The organism is Rhizobium sp. Leaf321 (genome assembly GCF_001423215.1).
Lineage (GTDB): Bacteria > Pseudomonadota > Alphaproteobacteria > Rhizobiales > Rhizobiaceae > Neorhizobium > Neorhizobium soli.
This window is the reverse complement of the sequence record NZ_LMOF01000008.1, coordinates 902,186-920,458: the sequence shown is the minus strand read 5'-3', so window position 1 is coordinate 920,458 and position 18,273 is coordinate 902,186. Positions and strand designations below refer to the sequence as shown.

Below are 18,273 nucleotides of genomic sequence, written 5' to 3'. Positions count from 1 at the left end.
TCGCCGGAATGATGATCATGGTGCTCAATGCCGGCCCCCCTCGAGATAGGCGGCGCGGACTTCGGGATTTGCGAGCAGTTCCTTGCCGGAGCCGGACATCGTCACCTTGCCATTGACCATCACATACGCGCGATCGGACAGTTTGAGTGCCGCAAACGCGTTCTGCTCGACGAGGAAGACGGTGAGCCCCTCTTCCTTGTTCAGCTTCTTGATCGCCTCGAAAATGCCCTTGACGATCAGTGGTGCGAGGCCGAGCGACGGCTCGTCCAGGAGAAGCAGTTTCGGACGCGCCATCAGCGCACGGCCGATCGACAGCATCTGCTGCTCGCCGCCCGAAAGCGTGCCGCCGCGTTGGGCCTGGCGTTCCTTGAGGCGCGGAAACAGGGTGAAGATCTTTTCGACGTCCTCTTTGAAATACTTGAGGTTGTCGAGACCGGCGCCCATCTGCAGGTTTTCGTGCACGGTCATGCGCGGAAAGATGCGGCGGCCTTCCGGCGACTGGGCGATACGCCGACGCGCGATCAGATGCGTCGGCACCTGCGTGATGTCTTCGCCGTCGAAGATGACCTGACCCTTGCGGGCCTGCGGGCTGCCGCAGATCGTCATCATCAGCGTCGACTTGCCGGCACCGTTGGCGCCGATCAGACTGACGATCTCGCCCTTGTTGACTTCGACATTGACGCCGTCGAGGGCCCGGATGTTGCCGTAGTAGGTTTCGACGCCCTGGACTTTCAGAAGGGGTTCACCGGCCATCAGACGGACCCCTCTTCAATAATGCCCTTGTCGAGCTTTTCCTCGATTTCTTCAACTTCATCATCCTCGACGCCGAGATAGGCTGCGATCACCCTCGGGTCGTTCTTCACGTGATCAGGCGTTCCGTCGGAAATCTTCTGGCCGTATTCCAGAACCACGACGTGATCCGAAATCTCCATGACGACGGACATGTCGTGCTCGATCAGGAGCAGCGACGTGCCTTCGTCGCGGATGCCGCGCAACAGCGCGTTGAGCGTCAGCGATTCCTTCGGGTTGAGGCCGGCGGCGGGCTCGTCCAGGCACAGAAGTTCCGGCCCTGTGCACATGGCGCGGGCAATTTCCAGCCGGCGCTGGGCACCATAGGAAAGATCGCCGGCCGGGTCGTCGGCGCGGTCTGTCAGATCCGCCTTGTCCAGCCAGTATTCGGCCTTTTCGATCGCGGCCTTGGCAGCGTTCTTATAGGTCGGCAGACCCAAGAGGCCGAGGATCGTGTAACCCGAAGCCTTCATCAACTCGTTGTGCTGCGCGACCAGCAGGTTTTCGAGAACCGTCAGGCCGGAAAACAGCCGGATGTTCTGGAAGGTACGGGCAACGCCCGCGACCTTGTTGATCTCGAAATCGCGAAGGCGTTCCAGAAGGAACTCCCGGCCGTTGCTGCGATGCAGGGTCAGCATGCCCATCGTCGGCTTGTAAAAGCCGGTGATGCAGTTGAACACCGTCGTCTTTCCGGCGCCGTTCGGGCCGATCAGCGCGGTGATTTCGCCGCGCTTGGCTTCGAACGAGAAGTCGTCGATCGCCATCAGGCCACCAAACCGCATCGACAGATGCTCGACCCTCAGGATCGTGTCTTTCGTCATAGTCGTCATATCCGTCGCCATCAGCCGTGGCCTTCCTTGGTGAAGCTGCCGGAGATGGCCTTGCGCTCCTTCAGGAAGGCTGTCGGCTCACGCGAGCCCACGAAGCCACGCGGCTTGAACAGCATGACGATGATCATCGCCAGCCCGAACAGCAGCATGCGGTAGAGTTCCGGGGTGAAGTCGGGGCCGAAGATGATCTTCAGGAAAGACATCTCGCGCAGGATTTCGGTGCCGCCGACCATGATGACAGCGGCGATCGCGATACCGGTCAGAGAACCCATGCCGCCGAGAACCACGATAGCCAGGATGACCGCAGATTCCAGGAAGACGAAGCTTTCCGGAGAGACGAAGCCCTGGCGGGTCGCAAAGAACGAGCCTGCAAAACCGCCGAACATCGCGCCCGTGGCAAATGCCGTGAGCTTGGTGGTGACGGTGTTGATGCCGAGCGAGCGGCAGGCGATTTCATCTTCGCGCAACGCTTCCCATGCACGACCGATCGGCATGCGACGCAGGCGAATGGTGACGTAGGCCGTCAGCATGCAGAGCGCGAGGATGATGTAGAACAGGAAGATCTTGTAATAGACCGACGAAGCCGAGAGGCCCCAGGCCTTGACGAAATTGTTCGGGGAGCCCGTATCGAACGACCAGATGCCGAAGAACGACGCCTTGGCGATGCCCGAGATACCGAACGTGCCCTTGGTGACATCAGTCCAGTTGATCAGAACAAGCCGGATGATTTCCCCGAAGGCGAGCGTCACGATGGCAAGGTAGTCACCCCGCAATCTCAACACCGGGAAGCCGAGGATGACGCCCCAGAGTGCGGCGAGAATGCCGGACATCGGCAGCAGCAGCCAGAACGAGAAGCCGAAATAGGATGACAGAAGCGCGTAGGAATAGGCGCCGACCGCATAGAAGGCGACATAGCCAAGATCGAGCAGACCGGCGAGACCGACGACGATGTTGAGGCCCCAGGCGAGCATAACGTAGATAAGGATCTGGATGCCGAAGTTATCGACATATTTCAGCGAGCCCTGCTTGCCGACGATCAGCAGCGACAGGAATGGATAGATGAGCAGGAAGACCAGCGCGAACTTGAGGAAGTGGCGATGGAAGAAGCTCTTCTCTTCCGAAATCTCGAGAATGCCGGCTTTGGCCTTGGCAAGTTTGCGACGGTCGAGATGGGGCTTGATAAAGGCGACGGTCAGGAAGCGACCGACGGCAGCGACTGCCACGAACACCGCAAGCAGGCCCCAGCGGGTGCGCCAGACGAGCTGGTTGTTGATGTCCTGATAGGTCTCGATGCCGACGAACAGGAGGAACATCAGGAAGGCGATGACGCCTGCAAAGATGCCTTCCTTGATCGCCCTGGCCATGACGTTGTTGGGAACGGTTTCCGATACGGTCGCCATGTTACACCTTCTCCACTTCAGGACGACCGAGGATGCCGGTCGGCTTGAAGATCAGCACGAAGGCGAGGATCGCAAAGGTCGCGACATCCTTGTAGGCGATCGAGAAATACGCCGACCACAGGCTTTCGATGAGGCCGATCAGCAACCCGCCGAGAACAGCGCCCGGCAGCGAGCCGATGCCGCCGAGAACGGCTGCGGTGAATGCCTTCACACCCGGAATGAAGCCGTCGTTGAACGAGGCGACACCGTAATACATCAGGTACATGGCACCGGCGACGGCAGCGAGAGCCGCGCCCATGATGAAGGTGATCGAGATCGTCTTGTCGACGTCGACGCCGAGCAGAGCCGCCATCTTGCGATCCTGTTCGGTGGCGCGCTGGGCACGGCCGAGCGGCGTCTTGTTGACGATGTACCAGAACGCAAACAGCAGGATCGAGGTGATCACGACGATCAGGATCTGCTTCAGCGACACCGTGATCGCACCGAAATGATAGGTGTCGGTGACCAGCGGCGGGATCGGCTTGTTGCGCGGACCCTGCGTCACCTGGATGAAGTTCGACAGGAAGATCGACATGCCGATCGCGGTGATCAGCGGCGCCAGGCGGAACGAGCCGCGCAGCGGACGGTAGGCGATCCGCTCGATCGTCCAGTTCCACAGGCCTGTCATCAGCATGCCGACGAGCAGCATCAGCAAAAGCAGCAGCGCCACCGGAATGCCGGCGAAGAAGGATGTGGCAAGCAGGAACACGATCAGCGCGGCAAAGCCGCCGAGCATGAAGATGTCACCATGGGCAAAGTTGATCATGCCGATGATGCCGTAAACCATCGTATAGCCGATTGCCACGAGCCCATAGATGGATCCGAGAGTCAGCCCGTTTATGAGCTGCTGGATAAAATATTCCATATATTTTCCCCTGCGGATGCGATCCTTGGCGGCCGCATCTTTCGCTTGAATGTCCCTGATAGGATCTTCAATTTTTTTGATTCCTACCGGTTTCGATCGAAATGTGAAGTGCAAAAGAAAGAGGCAGACATAATTTCAGTGGCTTTTGCAGCACGTGACGCAAATCCGCTTGGCATTGTTGAAAAAACGGCACGATTTCCACACGAATGGCAAAAACTATAGAGAAATAACCTCTGGTCTGCTTCGGTCTTGGCTTATCCGCTTCTTCAGCTTTCGACGGTCAGGACCGCATGCGCGACCCGTTGGCGTCAAAGATCGGATGCGGCTGAAGCCGGGCGATGAGCATCTCGCCGAGCACCTCGATCTGCCACCCCTCCTCCGTTAGGGAGACCTCTTTCGGCACATAGCCCATGGCGACCGACACGCCGGCGGCATGGGCGTATCCACCCGAGGTCACCCAGCCGCAGACCTGGCCGTCAAGCGAGATCGGCTCGTCGCCGAGCACGTCCGCATCTTTTGCATCGACGACGAAGGTGACGAGACGCAGCGCGCCGCCCTCCGCCTTTTCCTCGATCGCCGCGGCCTTGCCGATGAAATCGGCCTCCTTGCCATAGGCGATAAAGCGACCGAGCCCCGCTTCCACGGGACCGTAAAGCGGCCGGTATTCGCGAGACCAGCTGCCGAAGGATTTTTCGACACGTAGCGCATTCAAGGCGCGGAGGCCGAACAGGGTGATCCCGAACTCCGAACCGGCCTCCATGATGAGATCGAACAGATAGCGCTGATATTCCGGCTTCATCCAAAGCTCGAAGCCGAGATCGCCGGTATAGCTGACACGGCCGAGGATGACCGGCGCCATGCCGAGATCGATCTCGACAATGCCCATGAACGGCAGAGCCGGATCCGACAGGTCGAGATGGGTGAGTTTTTGCAGCACATCGCGTGACCGGGGGCCCGCAATCGACAGGCCGACCAGACCGAGATTGAGGCAATCGAACGAAACCGAATCATCGTCCGGCAGATGCGTCTCGAACCAGCGCATATGAAAGTCTTCGGCAATACCGGAGCCGATCAGCAGGAACGCATCGTCGCCGAGATTGGCGAGCGTGAAATCGCCGATCAGATTGCCGGCCTCGTTCAGCATCGGCGACAGCGCCATGCGGCCGACGGGCGGAACCTTGCCCGCGAGAATATGATCGAGCCAGGCATGCGCGCCCTCGCCCCCGATCGAATATTTGGCGAACCCGGATGTCTCCATCAGCCCGACGCTGTCGCGCACCGCCTTTGCCTCGCGGCCGACATGCTCGAAATCGGTGGAACGACGCCAGGAAAACGCATCCTTGACGCCCTCTGGCGCAAACCACAGCGGCGTTTCCAACCCGTAGGACGCGCCGAACACCGCACCCCTCGCCTTCAGCGCGTCGTAGATCGGCGTCGTCAGCAGTGGCCGCGCAGCCGGCAGTTCCTCGTTCGGGTAGCGGATCGAGAAGCGGCGGGAATAGTTTTCGCGCACCTTCGCATTGGTATAGGCAAGCGACGCATAGTCGCCGTAACGGGTCACATCCATGGCGAACACGTCGAAGCCGGGATCGCCCTCGACGATCCAGTTGGCAAGCGCCAGCCCGACGCCGCCGCCTTGGCTGAACCCGGCCATGACAGCGCAGGCCGACCAGAAATTCGTCATGCCGCGCACGGGCCCAACAAGCGGGTTGCCATCAGGCGAAAAGGTGAAGGGCCCGTTGATGATCGTCTTGATGCCGGCATTGTTGAAGGCCGGGAAATGCCGGAAGCCAACCTCCAGCTCGTTCGTGATGCGCTCCAGATCTTCGGCCAGAAGTTCATGGCCGAACGTCCAGGGCGTCTCGATCGGCGACCACGGCCGGCAGTCCTTTTCATAGGTGCCCATCAGCATGCCGTTGCGTTCCTGGCGAATGTAGATCTCGCCGTCGAAATCGACGCAATGCATCAGCTCGCGACCGGAAGTCTTGTTGAAGTCGATGACCTCGGGCATATCCTCGGTGATCAGATACATGTGCTCCATGGCGAGAACCGGCAGTTCCAGCCCGACCATGCGCCCCACTTCGCGCGCCCAGAGACCGGCGGCATTGACCACATGTTCGCAGCGGATCTCGCCTTTGTCGGTGATCACCCGCCAGGTTCCGTCGGGACGCTGCACCAGATCCTCGACCTTGGTGTGCAGATAAATCTCGGCGCCGTTCTTCTTGGCCGATTTCGCATAGGCATGGGTGGTGCCGTAGGGGTCGAGATGGCCCTCATGCGGATCGAACACGGCGCCCACGAACTGGGTCGGGTCGAGCAGCGGCATCATCGCATGCGCTTCCTCGACCGAGACAAGCCGCGCTTCGCCGTTTGCGTATTTGCCCTTCGCGAGAAGCGACTTGAACCAGTCGAACCGCTCCGGCGTCGCCGCCAGCATCAGGCCGGAGGTCATGTGCAGGCCGATGTCCTGGCCGGAATAGGCCTCGATCTCCTTATAGAGTTCGACCGTGTATTTCTGCAGCTTGGCGACATTCGGATCGCCGTTGATCGTGTGCATGCCGCCGGCCGCGTGCCAAGTGGAGCCGGAGGTGAGCTCCGAACGCTCGAGCAACACGACATCGCTCCAGCCGAGCTTGGTCAGATGGTAGAGGACCGAACATCCGACGACACCGCCACCGATGACGACAACTCGAGCATGGCTTTTCATGGATCCCGTTCCCCTAACTTGATGCCTGTTTGGGGTGAGCCTAGAACCTCCCGAGAATTGCCAATAGGCTGTTCTGCGAACCCGGATTTGTCGTTTCCGACATAGTCGCTGTTCGTTTCGCGCCATCTTGCGACCGGAGCCTGAAACTAATTTTTCAATCGCCGCGTATGCCTTGTCATGAACGCCACGCAACAGGGAATAGCGCCATGACAAACGTGCTGAGCTTCGATGAACTGGTAGGCAGCGTATTGACCACGATGCGTGATGCGACACCGCGCAAGACAATCGAGTTCGGCGTGATCCAAGGCTTTTGCCGTGATTTCGCCGAGGACCTCGCCCCCGAATTCGTCGACCTCCTGAACCGCGTCGAAGGCCTTTCCAGTCTCGTCCCGGCGCTCGAAAAGCGGCCGGACCTCGTCATGGCAGCATCCGAAGAAAAGGGTCTCTGGAGCTTCGTTCGCGAGAAGCACTGAGGCGCTTCGACGCTCAGACCGCTGACAACCTTGAAGAAGCTCATTTGACGAGAGCGACACCCTATCCTCCCTCATCCTCGCCCTTGTGGCGGGGATCCAGTCAGCTCAAGTCCTTGAGCTGAAGGAGTCTTTGACCCGACAGACGTCGTGTCGCTGGATCCCCGCCACAAGGGCGAGGATGAGGGGAGTTTGGGCAACCGCCCACCACCGTCACCCGCCCGAAAACGATGCCGTCAGGGCGAATTCGCGGCCCATTTCCATCAGCTCTTCGTAGACCGAGCCGGCGAACGACCGGGGCGTGATGATCTCGAAGGCATCGGGGTCGGTGCGCGCCAAATTCACTGCGACGTGGCCGAACAGCATGTTTGCGGAATGCCCCTGCGCAAACGCCTGCGGATGCAGATCAACGCCGACGCATTTTGCAAGGATCTGCCGCACGCTGGGTCCCGAAATCGCCATCAGCACCTTGCCGTCGCTCTGGTCGACGACGGAGGCGCCGGATATTTCGGATAAGTTACCGGCAACGGTCTCTGAGCCTGCGGTGAGCGACACCGCCAGCCATTCCGCCGGGCCGCAGAAGCGCGGCGCGATATCCGGGGCAGCCTTGAGTGCTAGGCCCACGGCCTGCTCCTGGCCCGCATGGGCAAGCACCGAAAAGATCACCGGCCGCCGCGCGACGGACAGGTGGTTGGGGTTGGCGCTCGTCTCGAAGCCCAGGATGTGATCTTCGAGCGCATGGCGGTGGAGAAGTGTCAGAGCCATCGTCATGCCCTCAAAGATGCTGTTTTGTGTTTTGCGGATCGACAAACACCGGCAGGCAGACTTCCGCCGCGACTTCGGTGCCGCGAAGGCCGTCCCAGACAGTGATCTTCTCGCCGATCCGCTCGCGGCCGGATTTGAGAAGGCCGAGACCGATCGTGTGTCCGAGCGTCGGCGAATAGCAGGCTGATGATACGAAGCCCTGGTCGCCCGCAAGCGTCGCGGCCGCGCCATCTTTCAACAGATGGGCGCCCGCCATGAACTCCTTGTCGGTTTCCACAGGCTTCAGGCCGACGAGTTGGAGGCGATCGGCGGCGGTGAGGCCGAAACGGGTCGAGAGGCGCTTGCCGATGAAATCCGGCTTGGTCATCGCCATCATCTTTCCGTAACCGAGATCGTCGGGTGTCGTGCGGCCTTCCAGTTCGGCATGGGTGACAAAGCCTTTTTCGATGCGCAGGACGTTGAGCGCCTCGACACCGTAGGCACAGATCCCGTCCTCGCGGCCTGCCTGCATGATCGCATCGGCCACGGCTTCGCCATAGCCTGCGGGTACCGCCAGTTCGTAGGCGAGTTCGCCCGAAAACGAGATGCGGAACAGGCGCGCCTTCAGCCCGCCCTTGAGCGTGACGACCTTCGCACCGAGAAACGGCATCGCCGCATCGGAAATGTCGTCTTCCACAATCCGGGCAAGGATGATCCGCGCCTTCGGACCGGCCAGCGACATCTGCGCCCACTGGTCGGAAGAAGAGACGAAGCGCACGTCGAGATGAGGCCAGAAAGTCTGGCTCGCAAATTCCAGATGCGCCATCACTTCGGCCGCATAGGCTGTCGTGGTGGTCATCACATAGTGGTTTTCCGACAGGCGGCTGGTCGTGCCGTCGTCGGACACCATTCCGTCTTCGCGCAGCATCAGGCCATAACGCGCCTTGCCGACCGGCAGCTTCAGGAAGGCGTTGGAATAGACCCGGTTCAGGAATTCAGCCGCGCCCTTGCCAAAAATCTCGATTTTGCCGAGCGTCGAGACATCGCAGAGCCCAGCATTTTCGCGCACGTTTCGAACTTCGCGGTCGACGCTGTCGCGCCAGGTCTTTTCGCCGTCGCGCGCAAACCAGGATGACCGGTACCAGAGGCCGCTTTCCACGAAGGTCGCGCCGTTCTTCTTCGCCCAGCCATGCAGCGGCGAGGTCCTGACCGGCGCTGCGTGCTCGGCCCGCGACGTGCCCGCAAGCGCGCCCATCGAGACCGGCGTGTAGAACGGCCGGAAGGTCGTGGTGCCGATTTCGGCCGGTGATACGCCGCGCATGGCAGCGACGATCCCGATCGTCGCGACATTGCCGAGCTTGCCCTGATCGGTCGCCATGCCGGTCGTTGTATAGCGCTTGGTGTGCTCGATATGCCGGAAACCCTCGCGCTGGGCGAGGCCGAGATCGCTGACATGGACGTCGTTCTGGAAATCGACGAAGGCCTTGTCCTTGGTCCCCGGCACATACCAGAGCGGCGCGAAATCAGGATCGTATTCGCCTTCCACCTCGGGAATGTTTGCTTCATAGGCGGCAAAGCCGAGTTCGGTCGAAAACGCAGCTGCCTTCGACGCCCCGTCGCGAAGGCAGGCGGCAATGGTGTCGGCACCGCCAGCGGATCCCGCAGCAACAAAGCCTGATCCCACATCCGGCGCCAGAAACGCCTTCGCCGCGTCCGACCAGACGGGCTTGGCACCGCGCTGGCACATCAGATGCACGATCGGCGACCAGCCGCCGGCCATGGCCAGCGCATCGCAGGCGATCTCTTCCTCGAAACCGGCCCGCTCCGCCACCAGCGCATCGATGCGGTTGCGGCCTTTTGTGGCGACGACGGCACCGCCATGGATGACACGAACGCCGTAGGGCGCCGGATCGGTGGACGCGGCGCGCGCATCGATGATTGCGGCAACCTCGACGCCACGGGCCGAAAGATCGGCCGCCGTGCGATAACCGGAGCCACCGTTGGTGAAGACGGCCACCTTGGAGCCGACAGCGACGCCATAGCGATTGAGATAGGTGCGCGCCGCATTCGCAGTCATCACGCCCGGGCGGTCGTTGCCGCCGAACACAAGAGGCCGTTCTTCGGCACCGGAGGCAAGGATCGCCCGTTTGGCGACGATGCGCCAGACACACTCGACCGGCAGATCCGGCGACGGCGTTTCCACGTGCTTCTGCACCCGCTCGACGGCGCCGAACACCATGTCATCATACCAGCCGAACACGGTGGTGCGCGGCATCATCGTGACATTCGGAAAGGACGCGAGCTCCTCGACCAGACCGGCGGCATAGTCGCTCGCCGCCTGCCCGCCGATCACGACGTTTTCCGAAAGCAGCGAGCCGCCGAAGCGGGCGCTTTCATCGGCAATCAGCACGCGCGCACCGGCCCGGGCGGCAGAAAGTGCCGCCATCAGTCCCGCAGGTCCTGAGCCGACGACCAGCAGGTCGCAATGCGCCCAGGCTTTCTCGTAGCGATCCGGATCCGCCTCCATGGTCAGCTTGCCGAGACCGGCGGCCCGGCGGATGACAGGCTCGTAGAGCTTTTCCCAGAAGATCGCCGGCCACATGAAGGTCTTGTAGTAGAAGCCTGCGCCAAGAAACGGCGACAGCAAGCCGTTGACGGCCCCCATATCGAAGGCAAGCGACGGCCAGCGGTTCTGGCTGACGGCGGTGAGGCCATTGTAAAGCTCGGCCACCGTTGCGCGCACGTTCGGCTCGGACCGGGCACCGCTGCCAACAGTCATCAAAGCATTCGGCTCTGCGGAACCTGATGTCACCGGGCCACGCGGGCGGTGATACTTGAAGCTGCGGCCCATCAGCATCTGGTCGTTGGCAATCAGCGCCGAGGCGAGCGTATCGCCGTCGAAACCGGTATAGCTCTTGCCGTCGAACGTGAATGTCAGGGGATTGGCGCGGTTGACGAGACCGCCGGCATCGAGACGGTAAGCGCTCATCGGCTCCCCTCCTGAGACGCTTGCGCATCCGTCACGCCGAAGACCTCATGCGTAAGGTTGTCGCGATCGACCACCAGCCAACGGCGGCAGCCGGCCGCGTGATGCCAGTATTCCTGATATCGACCCTTCGGATTGTCGCGGACATAGACATAGCGGTGCCAGGCCTCGTCCTTTTCGGACGCCGACGGGCGGGCAATCACGGCGCCGCGCACCGAAAACTCTTCCTTCGGCCGCGTTCCGCAATGGGGGCAGGTAATCAGGCTTGCCATGTCTTAATCTCGGTCTTTGTGTCAGGCTCAGTCTTGGGTCTTCGTCTCGGTGCGGATACGGCTCAGTGCATGTTCGGTTGCGGGCCTTTGCCACCCTCGTCGAGCACATAGCCTCGCTCGAACCGGTCGAGCCGCATGAAGCGCGAGACGTGATGGGTTTCGTTCTTGGCGATCAGATGCGCGAAGCAGAAGCCCGAGGCCGGCGTGGCCTTGAAGCCGCCATAGCACCAGCCGGCGTTGAGGTAGAGGTTGTCGATCGGCGTGCGGTCGATGATCGGCGAACCGTCCATCGACATGTCCATCACGCCGCCCCAGGCCCGCAGCGCCTTGGCCCGAGACAGTCCGGGGATCAGCGACACGCCCTCCTGCATCGTCTCCTCGACGGTCGCAAGATTGCCACGCTGCGCGTAGGAGGAATAGTAGTCGATATTGGCACCGAACACGAGACCGCCCTTGTCCGACTGCGAGATGTAGAAATGTCCCGCGCCATAGGTGATGACGTTGTCGATGACCGGCTTCAGCCCCTCCGACACGAAGGCCTGCAGCACATGCGTCTCGATCGGCAGCGCCAGATCCGCCATTCGCCCGACGGTTGTCGTGTTGCCGGCAGCGGCGAGCGCCAGCCGGTTGCAGCCGATAAACCCCTTCGTCGTCTCGACACCCTCGACTTCGCCACCCGGCCCCCGGCGAATGCCGGTCACCTCGCAATGCTGGATGATGTCGACGCCTCTGGCATCGGCCCCGCGCGCATAGCCCCAGGCCACCGCATCGTGACGCACCGTGCCGCCGCGCTTTTGCAGCAGACCGCCCATGACGGGAAAGCGGCCGTGGTCGAAATTGAGATAAGGCGCGAGCCTGCGCACCTGTTCGCGGTCGAGCAGATCCGCATCGACGCCGTGAAGCCGCATGGCATTGCCGCGACGCGCGTATTCATCGCGCTGGCCGTCGGAATGAAAAAGGTTCAGCACGCCACGCTGCGACACCATGGCATTGTAGTTGAAGTCCCGCTCCAACCCTTCCCACAGCTTCAGCGACAGCTCGTAGAACGGATTGTTGCCTTCCAGCAGATAGTTGGAGCGGATGATCGTGGTGTTGCGGCCGACATTGCCGGAGCCGATATAGCCCTTCTCGATGACAGCGACATTGGTAATGCCGAATTCCTTGGCAAGGTAATAGGCGGTCGCCAGACCATGGCCACCACCGCCGACGATGATCACATCGTAATGCGGTTTCGGCTCCGGCTCGCGCCATGCCGGCGTCCAGCGACGATTGCCCGAAAGCGCCTGCTTGATGATCGATAAGGCGGAATATCGCATGCCGTGTTCCCGTGCTCGTTGCGCCCACATTCGCACATGCGGACGAAGAAACAAGGGCAATCGGGACATCGGAACGCCTGTTTCCAGCCATGGCGAGACAAGCCCCCACACCGTTGCCGTCCCGCCACGCCGGACGTTGCGGGCGCCGATTTTGGCGCAGGCACGTATTATATTTCAGTCACTTAACACGGGTTACATCCTTACGCGCAGGCACGGCCGTAAAATCCACGCGACCAACACAAGCCAACCTTTGGGAGCGCGACATGCCCGATACGACCACCCAACTCGACATGCCCTTCATCCTGCCGTCGCAGGCGCAAAAGCACGTCACCCACAACGAGACGCTGCTTGTTCTGGACGCGCTGGTGCATCTGACAATCCTCTCCGAACTGTCGGCTCCGCCGACGACGCCGGCCGAGGGCAATCGCCATCTGGTCGGTGCTAGCGCAACCGGTGAATGGACGGGCAAGACCGGCTGCATCGCCGCCTGGCAGGACGGCGCCTGGAACTTCCTGACCGTGAAGACGGGATGGCGGGCTTGGTTTACGGAAACTTCTCGCATGCGGGTCTTCGACGGCGCTACCTGGCGGGATGTTCCGCTGCCGGATCAGGGCACCCTGAGCCTGCTCGGCATAAACGCTGTCGCCGATGCCACCAACCGACTGTCGCTGTCGTCTCCTGCAAGCCTCTTCAACCACGCCGGCAACGGCCACCAGATCAAGATCAATAAAGCGGCCGCAACCGACACCGCATCGCTGCTGTTCCAGTCCAACTGGACCGGGTTCGCAGAAATGGGGCTTGCCGGAAACACCGAATTCTCCATCAAGATCAGCGACGGCACCACCTGGCGCACGGGTCTCGCCATCAGCCCGACAGGTCGTGTCAGCCGACCCAACCAGCCGGCAGCGCGCGCCTATCGCACCGGCACCACATTCACGCCGACATCAGGCCAGCAGAGCGGCTTTACCACCTACGCCTTCAACCAGGGCAGTTTCGGACTTGGCGCTTCGGCCGCCGGCGGCGGCAACGGGATCACGGTTCCAGCAGCCGGCATCTACCTCGTCACCCTCAATCTCGTCGTCACCACATCGTCGGGACACGGAGCCGTGCTGCTGCGCAACGGTACGGAGACACTGATGACACTCAACGGCATAACGGGTGGCGCGCAGTCGCAAGGCGCAAGCGGCGTGTTTTCGCTGAGCGCAGGCGATAGCCTGACGCTTCAGCACTCCGGCACCGCACAGGTGACACTGGGTGCCGGCAAGACGGAGCTCTCGCTGACCCTGCTCTGACCAAAATCGACGTGGCCGATTATCGCAATTCCAGTTGCAAAGATCGGCCATTTTACCCGCGCGGTGGCCACAATGTGTCCTCTTCCGGAGCAGCCATGAAATAAAACAAGAAATTTATCACTTAAGACAACTCTAACAATGCCTTGTTTTAAAAGGTTTTTGTCGGCTCGAATCAAGTGAATTGCGACCAATGCGGGTTTGGCCACAAATGGCGCGTCTCGTTTAGTCAAATGTTAAAACTGCCCCGGTAGGCTCTCGTTTGTGGTCTTGCGTTGTGTAGAGAGTCCAATGACCGAAATGATACGTCCCCGAGTTAAATATGTCATCGGTCCCGATGGCAGCCCGCTTACGATTGCGGATCTTCCGCCGGCCAATACGCGCCGCTGGGTTATCCGTCGTAAGGCAGAGGTTGTCGCCGCGGTTCGCGGCGGCCTGTTGAGCTTGGAAGAAGCCTGCGAGCGTTATACGCTCACCGTCGAAGAATTCCTGTCCTGGCAAGCGTCTATCAACGACCACGGCCTAGCCGGTCTTCGGACCACCCGCATTCAGCAGTACCGCCATTAGGCGAAGTCAGCAGACCACTGTTCATCGGTAAAATCGAAGTGCCGTTGCCTCACCGCAGCGGCACTTTTTATTTGCCCTGGTTTGAAACTTACCGGGACAAGGACGGTTCTCGCCGCGCCAGTTGCGGCAATATGCCGGCGATGATCGCCGAAGCCGCATAGAACCACAGGCCGGGTTGCGTTACTGCCTGCGCGAGGCCGGATGTCTTCGCCGCAAACACCACGAGTGCCACCAGCATCACATCCATCATCGACCATTTCGCAAGATGCGGCATCACGCGCGCGAAAAATCCCGGCTGACGATTGCCGCGAAAGGCTTGCGCGCCGAGCGCCATAAGCTTTGCAACCGGGAAGACGATCGAGAACAGTCCGACGATGAGCGCAAGCGCGACATCGCCCTGCCCCCATAGAGCAGAAACGAGTTCGACCAGCGACGGCGTCTCGCGAAAGAAATACAGCCGGTCGAAGCGAATGATCGGCAGGGAAAGTCCCAGGACCAGAAAAACGCAAGCGGCCGCATAAAGCGAAAACCAGATAAGCCTTCTCATCGGGCACCCATAGCAAAGCTCAGGCCGCACGTCTGCCCTGTTGCTCCTTGGGATCAGTCAAAAAAACAACAACGGGGGCACCGTTATGCGGTCCCCTCGTCAAAGTCCTCTCGCTATCGTGTGATGCGCTCGGCTGGCAACCAGCCGTAAGGCATCAGGCGCGGGCGCGCATACCGGTGTCGCGCTCTTCGAGCGCCGACGCCTTTGCAAATTCGGCTTCCGCCTCTTCCAGCGCAAGCTCGGCGGCATCCTGCTGGATCCGAAGTTCCCGGATCGAGACTTGCAGATTGTCGGCCCGCTGGCGGGCAGCCTTGGCAAAAGTTGGATAGGCGAAGTGATTCGGGTCGGAAATTCCCGATTTCTTCTCCTCGACGGTGATCTGGTGCTCCAGTTCCTTCGCCATTCTTTCGAATTCGGCCATCATCGTCTGCAACTGCTGCAGTTGACGACGCTTTTCGTTAACCTGAAAGTTCTTCAGGCGAACAAGATTGTCACGCGATTTCATACGCAATACTCCGTGGATAGCGAGACCCAGGCCGGTAAACCCCTGTTCAATACAGTGCGAGGCTCAAAAAATTTCCGAGGCGTTAACAAATTTGGCGCCGCGTTAACCTTTCATTTACAGGCATCATTAACAATAAGCCTGATCATTTAAGGGTCGGTAAATGCCAAGGCCGGTTTTCGGTCACGACAATGTCGGAGTCGTTTGAATCACTTAGCGGGGTTTCCTCCTCCGCTGAATCAAGCTGGCGATGGCCAATCCTTAAAGTAAAACAGGCTGCTACTAATTTTGCTTAACAAAATGATGCACCTTGCCAGGACCGCTCATAATTTGTTAACCAGTTTCTGGCAGCTTCCAAATCAGGCTCAGTCTGGATCCGTATCGAGTAAGGGGGCATCGGTAACCTTACGCGGCGGTAAAGGGGAAAATTATGCGGGTTCTACTCATCGAAGATGACAGCGCGACGGCCCAGTCGATCGAGCTGATGCTGAAATCGGAAAGCTTCAATTGCTATACGACCGACCTTGGCGAAGAAGGCGTCGACCTTGGTAAGTTGTATGACTACGATATCATTCTTCTTGACCTCAATCTCCCCGACATGTCGGGTTATGAAGTGCTTCGCACTCTGAGATTGTCAAAGGTCAAGACGCCAATCCTGATCCTGTCGGGCATGGCGGGCATCGAAGACAAGGTACGAGGCCTTGGTTTCGGCGCTGACGACTACATGACCAAGCCGTTCCACAAGGACGAACTGGTTGCACGCATCCACGCCATCGTTCGCCGTTCGAAGGGCCATGCCCAGTCGATCATCATCACCGGCGAACTGATCGTGAACCTCGACGCCAAGACCGTCGAAGTCGGCGGCCAGCGTGTGCACCTGACGGGCAAGGAATACCAGATGCTGGAGCTTCTTTCGCTCCGCAAGGGGACCACGCTCACCAAGGAAATGTTCCTCAACCACCTTTATGGCGGTATGGACGAGCCGGAACTGAAGATCATCGACGTCTTCATCTGCAAGCTGCGCAAGAAGCTCGCAAATGCGGCCGGTGGCGCGAACTACATCGAGACTGTCTGGGGCCGTGGCTACGTGCTGCGCGAACCTGACAATGTCGAGCTCGCAGAAACCGCCTGAGCCTGAAAACTTTTCCCTATCCCGGATTGAAGAGCACCCGCGCAAGCGGGTGTTTTTGCGTTTGAGATTGCCGAGGTGAAAGCGCTGAGGATTGGCGAATTCAGCGCGGTGTCCGGATCAAGTTTCCATAAACACGGTTCGAGCTTGTTGCCACTCAACCCAGCAGTTCTCAGGATCGATGTCGAGATAGCCGCGCTGCTCGTCCATTTTCTGAGCAACATCACGGGAAACTGCGATGACCTCACACGTGTCGGTGATTTCGAGGACCTCGTCTTCCGTCAGAGGGCTCCCCTTCGCTCTCTCGCTTTGAAGTAGCGTCGCGATGAGACTGGGTACGGGGTAGAGAACGAGAAGTTTGTCTTCGCTCACAGGACACCTCCGAGACGCGGCTTCACTCAGCGCACGCCGCAAACGCTGAAACTATCAAGCCGCAACAGCAAAGCCGCCGAACACCGATGTCAGGATCTTGCGGTCGAAAGGTTTGAGGAGAAAATCGCTGGCGCCGGCGCGTTTGCCGGCCATCATCTTCTTCAGGTCCGTCTCGATGACGCAGTAGAAGATCTTGACGTCCTTGCCGCGATCCATTGCACGGACAGAGGCGATCAGACCGAGCGCGTCGTCGAGGCCTGCATCGACGATCAGGAAGTTCGGCAAGGTTGCACGGCAGCCGGTCAGTGCTTCCTGCGCAGTGCCCGCTTCGGAAACCAGGAAGCCGATCTCCGAGAGAATGCGCTTGCCCACTTTGCGCACGATGTCCGAACTGTCTGCAATCATCATTCGCTGCATCGTGTTTCCCCTGATGCTGTGCCCGTCCCTAGGCAACATCCACCATGACCCGAATGAAGCTAAGAAAGAGTTACGCGTCAGGCGCAGCGCGAAAAGCGCGGGCCGCCTCAAGGCAACCCGCGCTTTTCACATGTCAGAGCGCTTGATCGGGTCTCAGACCTCTTCGGAAACGGCCGGCACTTCGGCAGGGACGGTTTCCGCGATGAAGGTGATCTTGTCTTCAGACACCACGTATTTCAAATCCATGCCGCATTCGTCGGCCAGCAGAACCGTGTAATAGGGCTGGATCGTGTGGGCATCGACCGCCTCTTCCATGGCACCCGACAGCACTTCGACGAATTTCGCCGGCACGCGCATCATCCGGCCTTTGATGGTGATGATGAACTTCGCGTCGAATTCCGGGTTTTCGAGTGTTACATCGAGAGAGCCGCCGCGCGGAATGCCGCCGTAAGCGACAGTGAAGAGGTTGAGGAGCAGCTTGACCCGGTTCTTCGGGATGATGGCGCGCGGGCCGTTCCAGGAGACTTCCGTCTTCTTTTCGGCGACCGCGAACTCCTTGGCAGCCTTTTCGGCCTCGCCCGTATCGATCGAGGCACCAACAGAGCCGGAGGCGCCGAAAGCAAGCCGCGCGAATTTCAGACGCACCGAGGCGTTCATGGCCGATGTACGGATCAGGTCGAGCGCATCCGCGTCGGCGGCTCCCTCATCGAGAAGCTCCAGGCCATTGTTGATGGCTCCGACCGGCGAGATGATATCGTGGCAGACCCGGCTGCAGAGGAGAGCTGCCAGATCCGGACCGCCGAGGGTTAGATTGGGATTTTTAGGCATGCGTGTCTCCGGCTGGATGAAAATATTCCCTCGCGCATGTGCCACAGCAACATTGCGCGGGGATTGTCGACGGTCAATGTGTATAGGTGCCGCCATAATGACACCATTTGTGGTAAACCGATTGTTAACGTCATGCCGCCAAGATAGAGGCGGCTTAAGCATGACGCTTGATAACGGAAGATTTAACAAACGGACTTCAATATG

At 60.1% G+C, this 18,273-nt stretch carries 18 protein-coding genes; 4 read left to right on the top strand and 14 right to left on the bottom strand.

Features of this window, described 5'->3' with window-relative positions; translation table 11 throughout:
* Positions 1-24 precede the first annotated feature (24 nt).
* The 5 genes from ASF70_RS21570 to ASF70_RS21550 all read right to left on the bottom strand — a co-directional run bounded on the left by ASF70_RS21570 (position 25) and on the right by ASF70_RS21550 (position 6,630).
* Positions 25-753 carry an ABC transporter ATP-binding protein gene (locus tag ASF70_RS21570; RefSeq protein ID WP_062455212.1) on the bottom strand — a complete coding sequence of 243 codons (729 nt, stop codon included), beginning with the start codon at positions 751-753 and terminating at the stop codon, positions 25-27.
* Entirely contained in the window at positions 753-1,631 is an 879-nt protein-coding gene (locus ASF70_RS21565) for an ABC transporter ATP-binding protein (RefSeq protein ID WP_062582650.1), read from the bottom strand. The genes ASF70_RS21570 and ASF70_RS21565 overlap by 1 nt, the downstream gene beginning before the upstream one ends.
* Positions 1,631-3,019, bottom strand: coding sequence for a high-affinity branched-chain amino acid ABC transporter permease LivM (livM, locus tag ASF70_RS21560; protein WP_062582647.1), 1,389 nt, complete (start codon positions 3,017-3,019; stop codon positions 1,631-1,633). Before livM ends, ASF70_RS21565 begins: the two co-directional genes overlap by 1 nt.
* A 1-nt stretch (position 3,020) precedes the next feature.
* Entirely contained in the window at positions 3,021-3,923 is a 903-nt protein-coding gene (locus ASF70_RS21555; protein ID WP_062455207.1) for a branched-chain amino acid ABC transporter permease, read from the bottom strand.
* A 280-nt stretch (positions 3,924-4,203) separates the two neighbouring features.
* Positions 4,204-6,630, bottom strand: a complete 2,427-nt coding sequence (locus tag ASF70_RS21550) for an FAD-dependent oxidoreductase (protein ID WP_062582646.1) — start codon at positions 6,628-6,630, stop codon at positions 4,204-4,206.
* A 206-nt stretch (positions 6,631-6,836) separates the two neighbouring features.
* Here ASF70_RS21550 and ASF70_RS21545 point away from each other — a divergent pair, with 206 nt between their 5' ends.
* Entirely contained in the window at positions 6,837-7,103 is a 267-nt protein-coding gene (locus tag ASF70_RS21545) for a hypothetical protein (RefSeq protein ID WP_062582644.1), read from the top strand.
* 210 nt (positions 7,104-7,313) lie between these two features.
* Here ASF70_RS21545 and ASF70_RS21540 read toward each other — a convergent pair whose 3' ends face one another.
* The 4 genes from ASF70_RS21540 to ASF70_RS21525 all read right to left on the bottom strand — a co-directional run bounded on the left by ASF70_RS21540 (position 7,314) and on the right by ASF70_RS21525 (position 12,418).
* A complete protein-coding gene (locus ASF70_RS21540; protein WP_062583164.1) occupies positions 7,314-7,865 on the bottom strand; it encodes a sarcosine oxidase subunit gamma family protein in 552 nt (183 codons plus the stop codon).
* A gap of 10 nt (positions 7,866-7,875) precedes the next feature.
* Positions 7,876-10,833 carry a sarcosine oxidase subunit alpha family protein gene (locus ASF70_RS21535; protein ID WP_062582642.1) on the bottom strand — a complete coding sequence of 986 codons (2,958 nt, stop codon included), beginning with the start codon at positions 10,831-10,833 and terminating at the stop codon, positions 7,876-7,878.
* Positions 10,830-11,102, bottom strand: coding sequence for a sarcosine oxidase subunit delta (locus ASF70_RS21530; RefSeq protein ID WP_062582640.1), 273 nt, complete (start codon positions 11,100-11,102; stop codon positions 10,830-10,832). Before ASF70_RS21530 ends, ASF70_RS21535 begins: the two co-directional genes overlap by 4 nt.
* A 62-nt stretch (positions 11,103-11,164) precedes the next feature.
* Positions 11,165-12,418 (bottom strand): sarcosine oxidase subunit beta family protein, encoded by a 1,254-nt coding sequence (locus tag ASF70_RS21525; RefSeq protein ID WP_062582638.1) that lies wholly within the window; start codon positions 12,416-12,418, stop codon positions 11,165-11,167.
* 263 nt (positions 12,419-12,681) lie between these two features.
* Here ASF70_RS21525 and ASF70_RS21520 point away from each other — a divergent pair, with 263 nt between their 5' ends.
* Together ASF70_RS21520 and ASF70_RS21515 are read left to right on the top strand one after the other, a co-directional pair.
* Complete coding sequence (locus ASF70_RS21520; protein ID WP_062582636.1) at positions 12,682-13,710, top strand: DUF2793 domain-containing protein; 1,029 nt, start codon at positions 12,682-12,684, stop codon at positions 13,708-13,710.
* A 288-nt stretch (positions 13,711-13,998) separates the two neighbouring features.
* Positions 13,999-14,274: a DUF1153 domain-containing protein gene (locus tag ASF70_RS21515; RefSeq protein ID WP_062455190.1), complete on the top strand. Its 276-nt coding sequence runs from the start codon at positions 13,999-14,001 to the stop codon at positions 14,272-14,274.
* An 88-nt stretch (positions 14,275-14,362) separates the two neighbouring features.
* Here the strand turns inward: ASF70_RS21515 and ASF70_RS21510 are convergent, their stop codons facing one another.
* Together ASF70_RS21510 and ASF70_RS21505 are read right to left on the bottom strand one after the other, a co-directional pair.
* On the bottom strand, positions 14,363-14,821 hold the full coding sequence (locus ASF70_RS21510; RefSeq protein WP_062455188.1) for a paraquat-inducible protein A: 459 nt from the start codon (positions 14,819-14,821) through the stop codon (positions 14,363-14,365).
* A 154-nt stretch (positions 14,822-14,975) separates the two neighbouring features.
* Complete coding sequence (locus ASF70_RS21505) at positions 14,976-15,326, bottom strand: hypothetical protein (protein ID WP_062455186.1); 351 nt, start codon at positions 15,324-15,326, stop codon at positions 14,976-14,978.
* Positions 15,327-15,753: 427 nt separating this feature from the next.
* On the opposite strand from ASF70_RS21505, the gene ctrA reads away from it, so the two are divergent.
* A complete protein-coding gene (gene ctrA, locus ASF70_RS21500) occupies positions 15,754-16,455 on the top strand; it encodes a cell cycle two-component system response regulator CtrA (RefSeq protein WP_062455185.1) in 702 nt (233 codons plus the stop codon).
* Positions 16,456-16,572: 117 nt separating this feature from the next.
* On the opposite strand, the gene ASF70_RS21495 is transcribed toward ctrA, so the two are convergent.
* The 3 genes from ASF70_RS21495 to ASF70_RS21485 all read right to left on the bottom strand — a co-directional run bounded on the left by ASF70_RS21495 (position 16,573) and on the right by ASF70_RS21485 (position 18,069).
* Entirely contained in the window at positions 16,573-16,824 is a 252-nt protein-coding gene (locus ASF70_RS21495; protein WP_062582634.1) for a hypothetical protein, read from the bottom strand.
* Positions 16,825-16,878: 54 nt separating this feature from the next.
* On the bottom strand, positions 16,879-17,241 hold the full coding sequence (locus ASF70_RS21490) for a response regulator (protein ID WP_062455181.1): 363 nt from the start codon (positions 17,239-17,241) through the stop codon (positions 16,879-16,881).
* A gap of 153 nt (positions 17,242-17,394) precedes the next feature.
* A complete protein-coding gene (locus ASF70_RS21485) occupies positions 17,395-18,069 on the bottom strand; it encodes a histidine phosphotransferase family protein (protein WP_062455179.1) in 675 nt (224 codons plus the stop codon).
* Positions 18,070-18,273 lie beyond the last annotated feature (204 nt).

What these genes read in the sequence shown, in the direction of transcription:
- ASF70_RS21570 (WP_062455212.1), bottom strand. Translation starts at nt 753, where the DNA reads ATGGCCGGTGAACCCCTTCTGAAAGTCCAGGGCGTCGAAACCTACTAC.
- ASF70_RS21565 (WP_062582650.1), bottom strand. Translation starts at nt 1,631, where the DNA reads ATGGCGACGGATATGACGACTATGACGAAAGACACGATCCTGAGGGTC.
- livM (WP_062582647.1), bottom strand. Translation starts at nt 3,019, where the DNA reads ATGGCGACCGTATCGGAAACCGTTCCCAACAACGTCATGGCCAGGGCG.
- ASF70_RS21555 (WP_062455207.1), bottom strand. Translation starts at nt 3,923, where the DNA reads ATGGAATATTTTATCCAGCAGCTCATAAACGGGCTGACTCTCGGATCC.
- ASF70_RS21550 (WP_062582646.1), bottom strand. Translation starts at nt 6,630, where the DNA reads ATGAAAAGCCATGCTCGAGTTGTCGTCATCGGTGGCGGTGTCGTCGGA.
- ASF70_RS21545 (WP_062582644.1), top strand. Translation starts at nt 6,837, where the DNA reads ATGACAAACGTGCTGAGCTTCGATGAACTGGTAGGCAGCGTATTGACC.
- ASF70_RS21540 (WP_062583164.1), bottom strand. Translation starts at nt 7,865, where the DNA reads ATGGCTCTGACACTTCTCCACCGCCATGCGCTCGAAGATCACATCCTG.
- ASF70_RS21535 (WP_062582642.1), bottom strand. Translation starts at nt 10,833, where the DNA reads ATGAGCGCTTACCGTCTCGATGCCGGCGGTCTCGTCAACCGCGCCAAT.
- ASF70_RS21530 (WP_062582640.1), bottom strand. Translation starts at nt 11,102, where the DNA reads ATGGCAAGCCTGATTACCTGCCCCCATTGCGGAACGCGGCCGAAGGAA.
- ASF70_RS21525 (WP_062582638.1), bottom strand. Translation starts at nt 12,418, where the DNA reads ATGCGATATTCCGCCTTATCGATCATCAAGCAGGCGCTTTCGGGCAAT.
- ASF70_RS21520 (WP_062582636.1), top strand. Translation starts at nt 12,682, where the DNA reads ATGCCCGATACGACCACCCAACTCGACATGCCCTTCATCCTGCCGTCG.
- ASF70_RS21515 (WP_062455190.1), top strand. Translation starts at nt 13,999, where the DNA reads ATGACCGAAATGATACGTCCCCGAGTTAAATATGTCATCGGTCCCGAT.
- ASF70_RS21510 (WP_062455188.1), bottom strand. Translation starts at nt 14,821, where the DNA reads ATGAGAAGGCTTATCTGGTTTTCGCTTTATGCGGCCGCTTGCGTTTTT.
- ASF70_RS21505 (WP_062455186.1), bottom strand. Translation starts at nt 15,326, where the DNA reads ATGAAATCGCGTGACAATCTTGTTCGCCTGAAGAACTTTCAGGTTAAC.
- ctrA (WP_062455185.1), top strand. Translation starts at nt 15,754, where the DNA reads ATGCGGGTTCTACTCATCGAAGATGACAGCGCGACGGCCCAGTCGATC.
- ASF70_RS21490 (WP_062455181.1), bottom strand. Translation starts at nt 17,241, where the DNA reads ATGCAGCGAATGATGATTGCAGACAGTTCGGACATCGTGCGCAAAGTG.
- ASF70_RS21485 (WP_062455179.1), bottom strand. Translation starts at nt 18,069, where the DNA reads ATGCCTAAAAATCCCAATCTAACCCTCGGCGGTCCGGATCTGGCAGCT.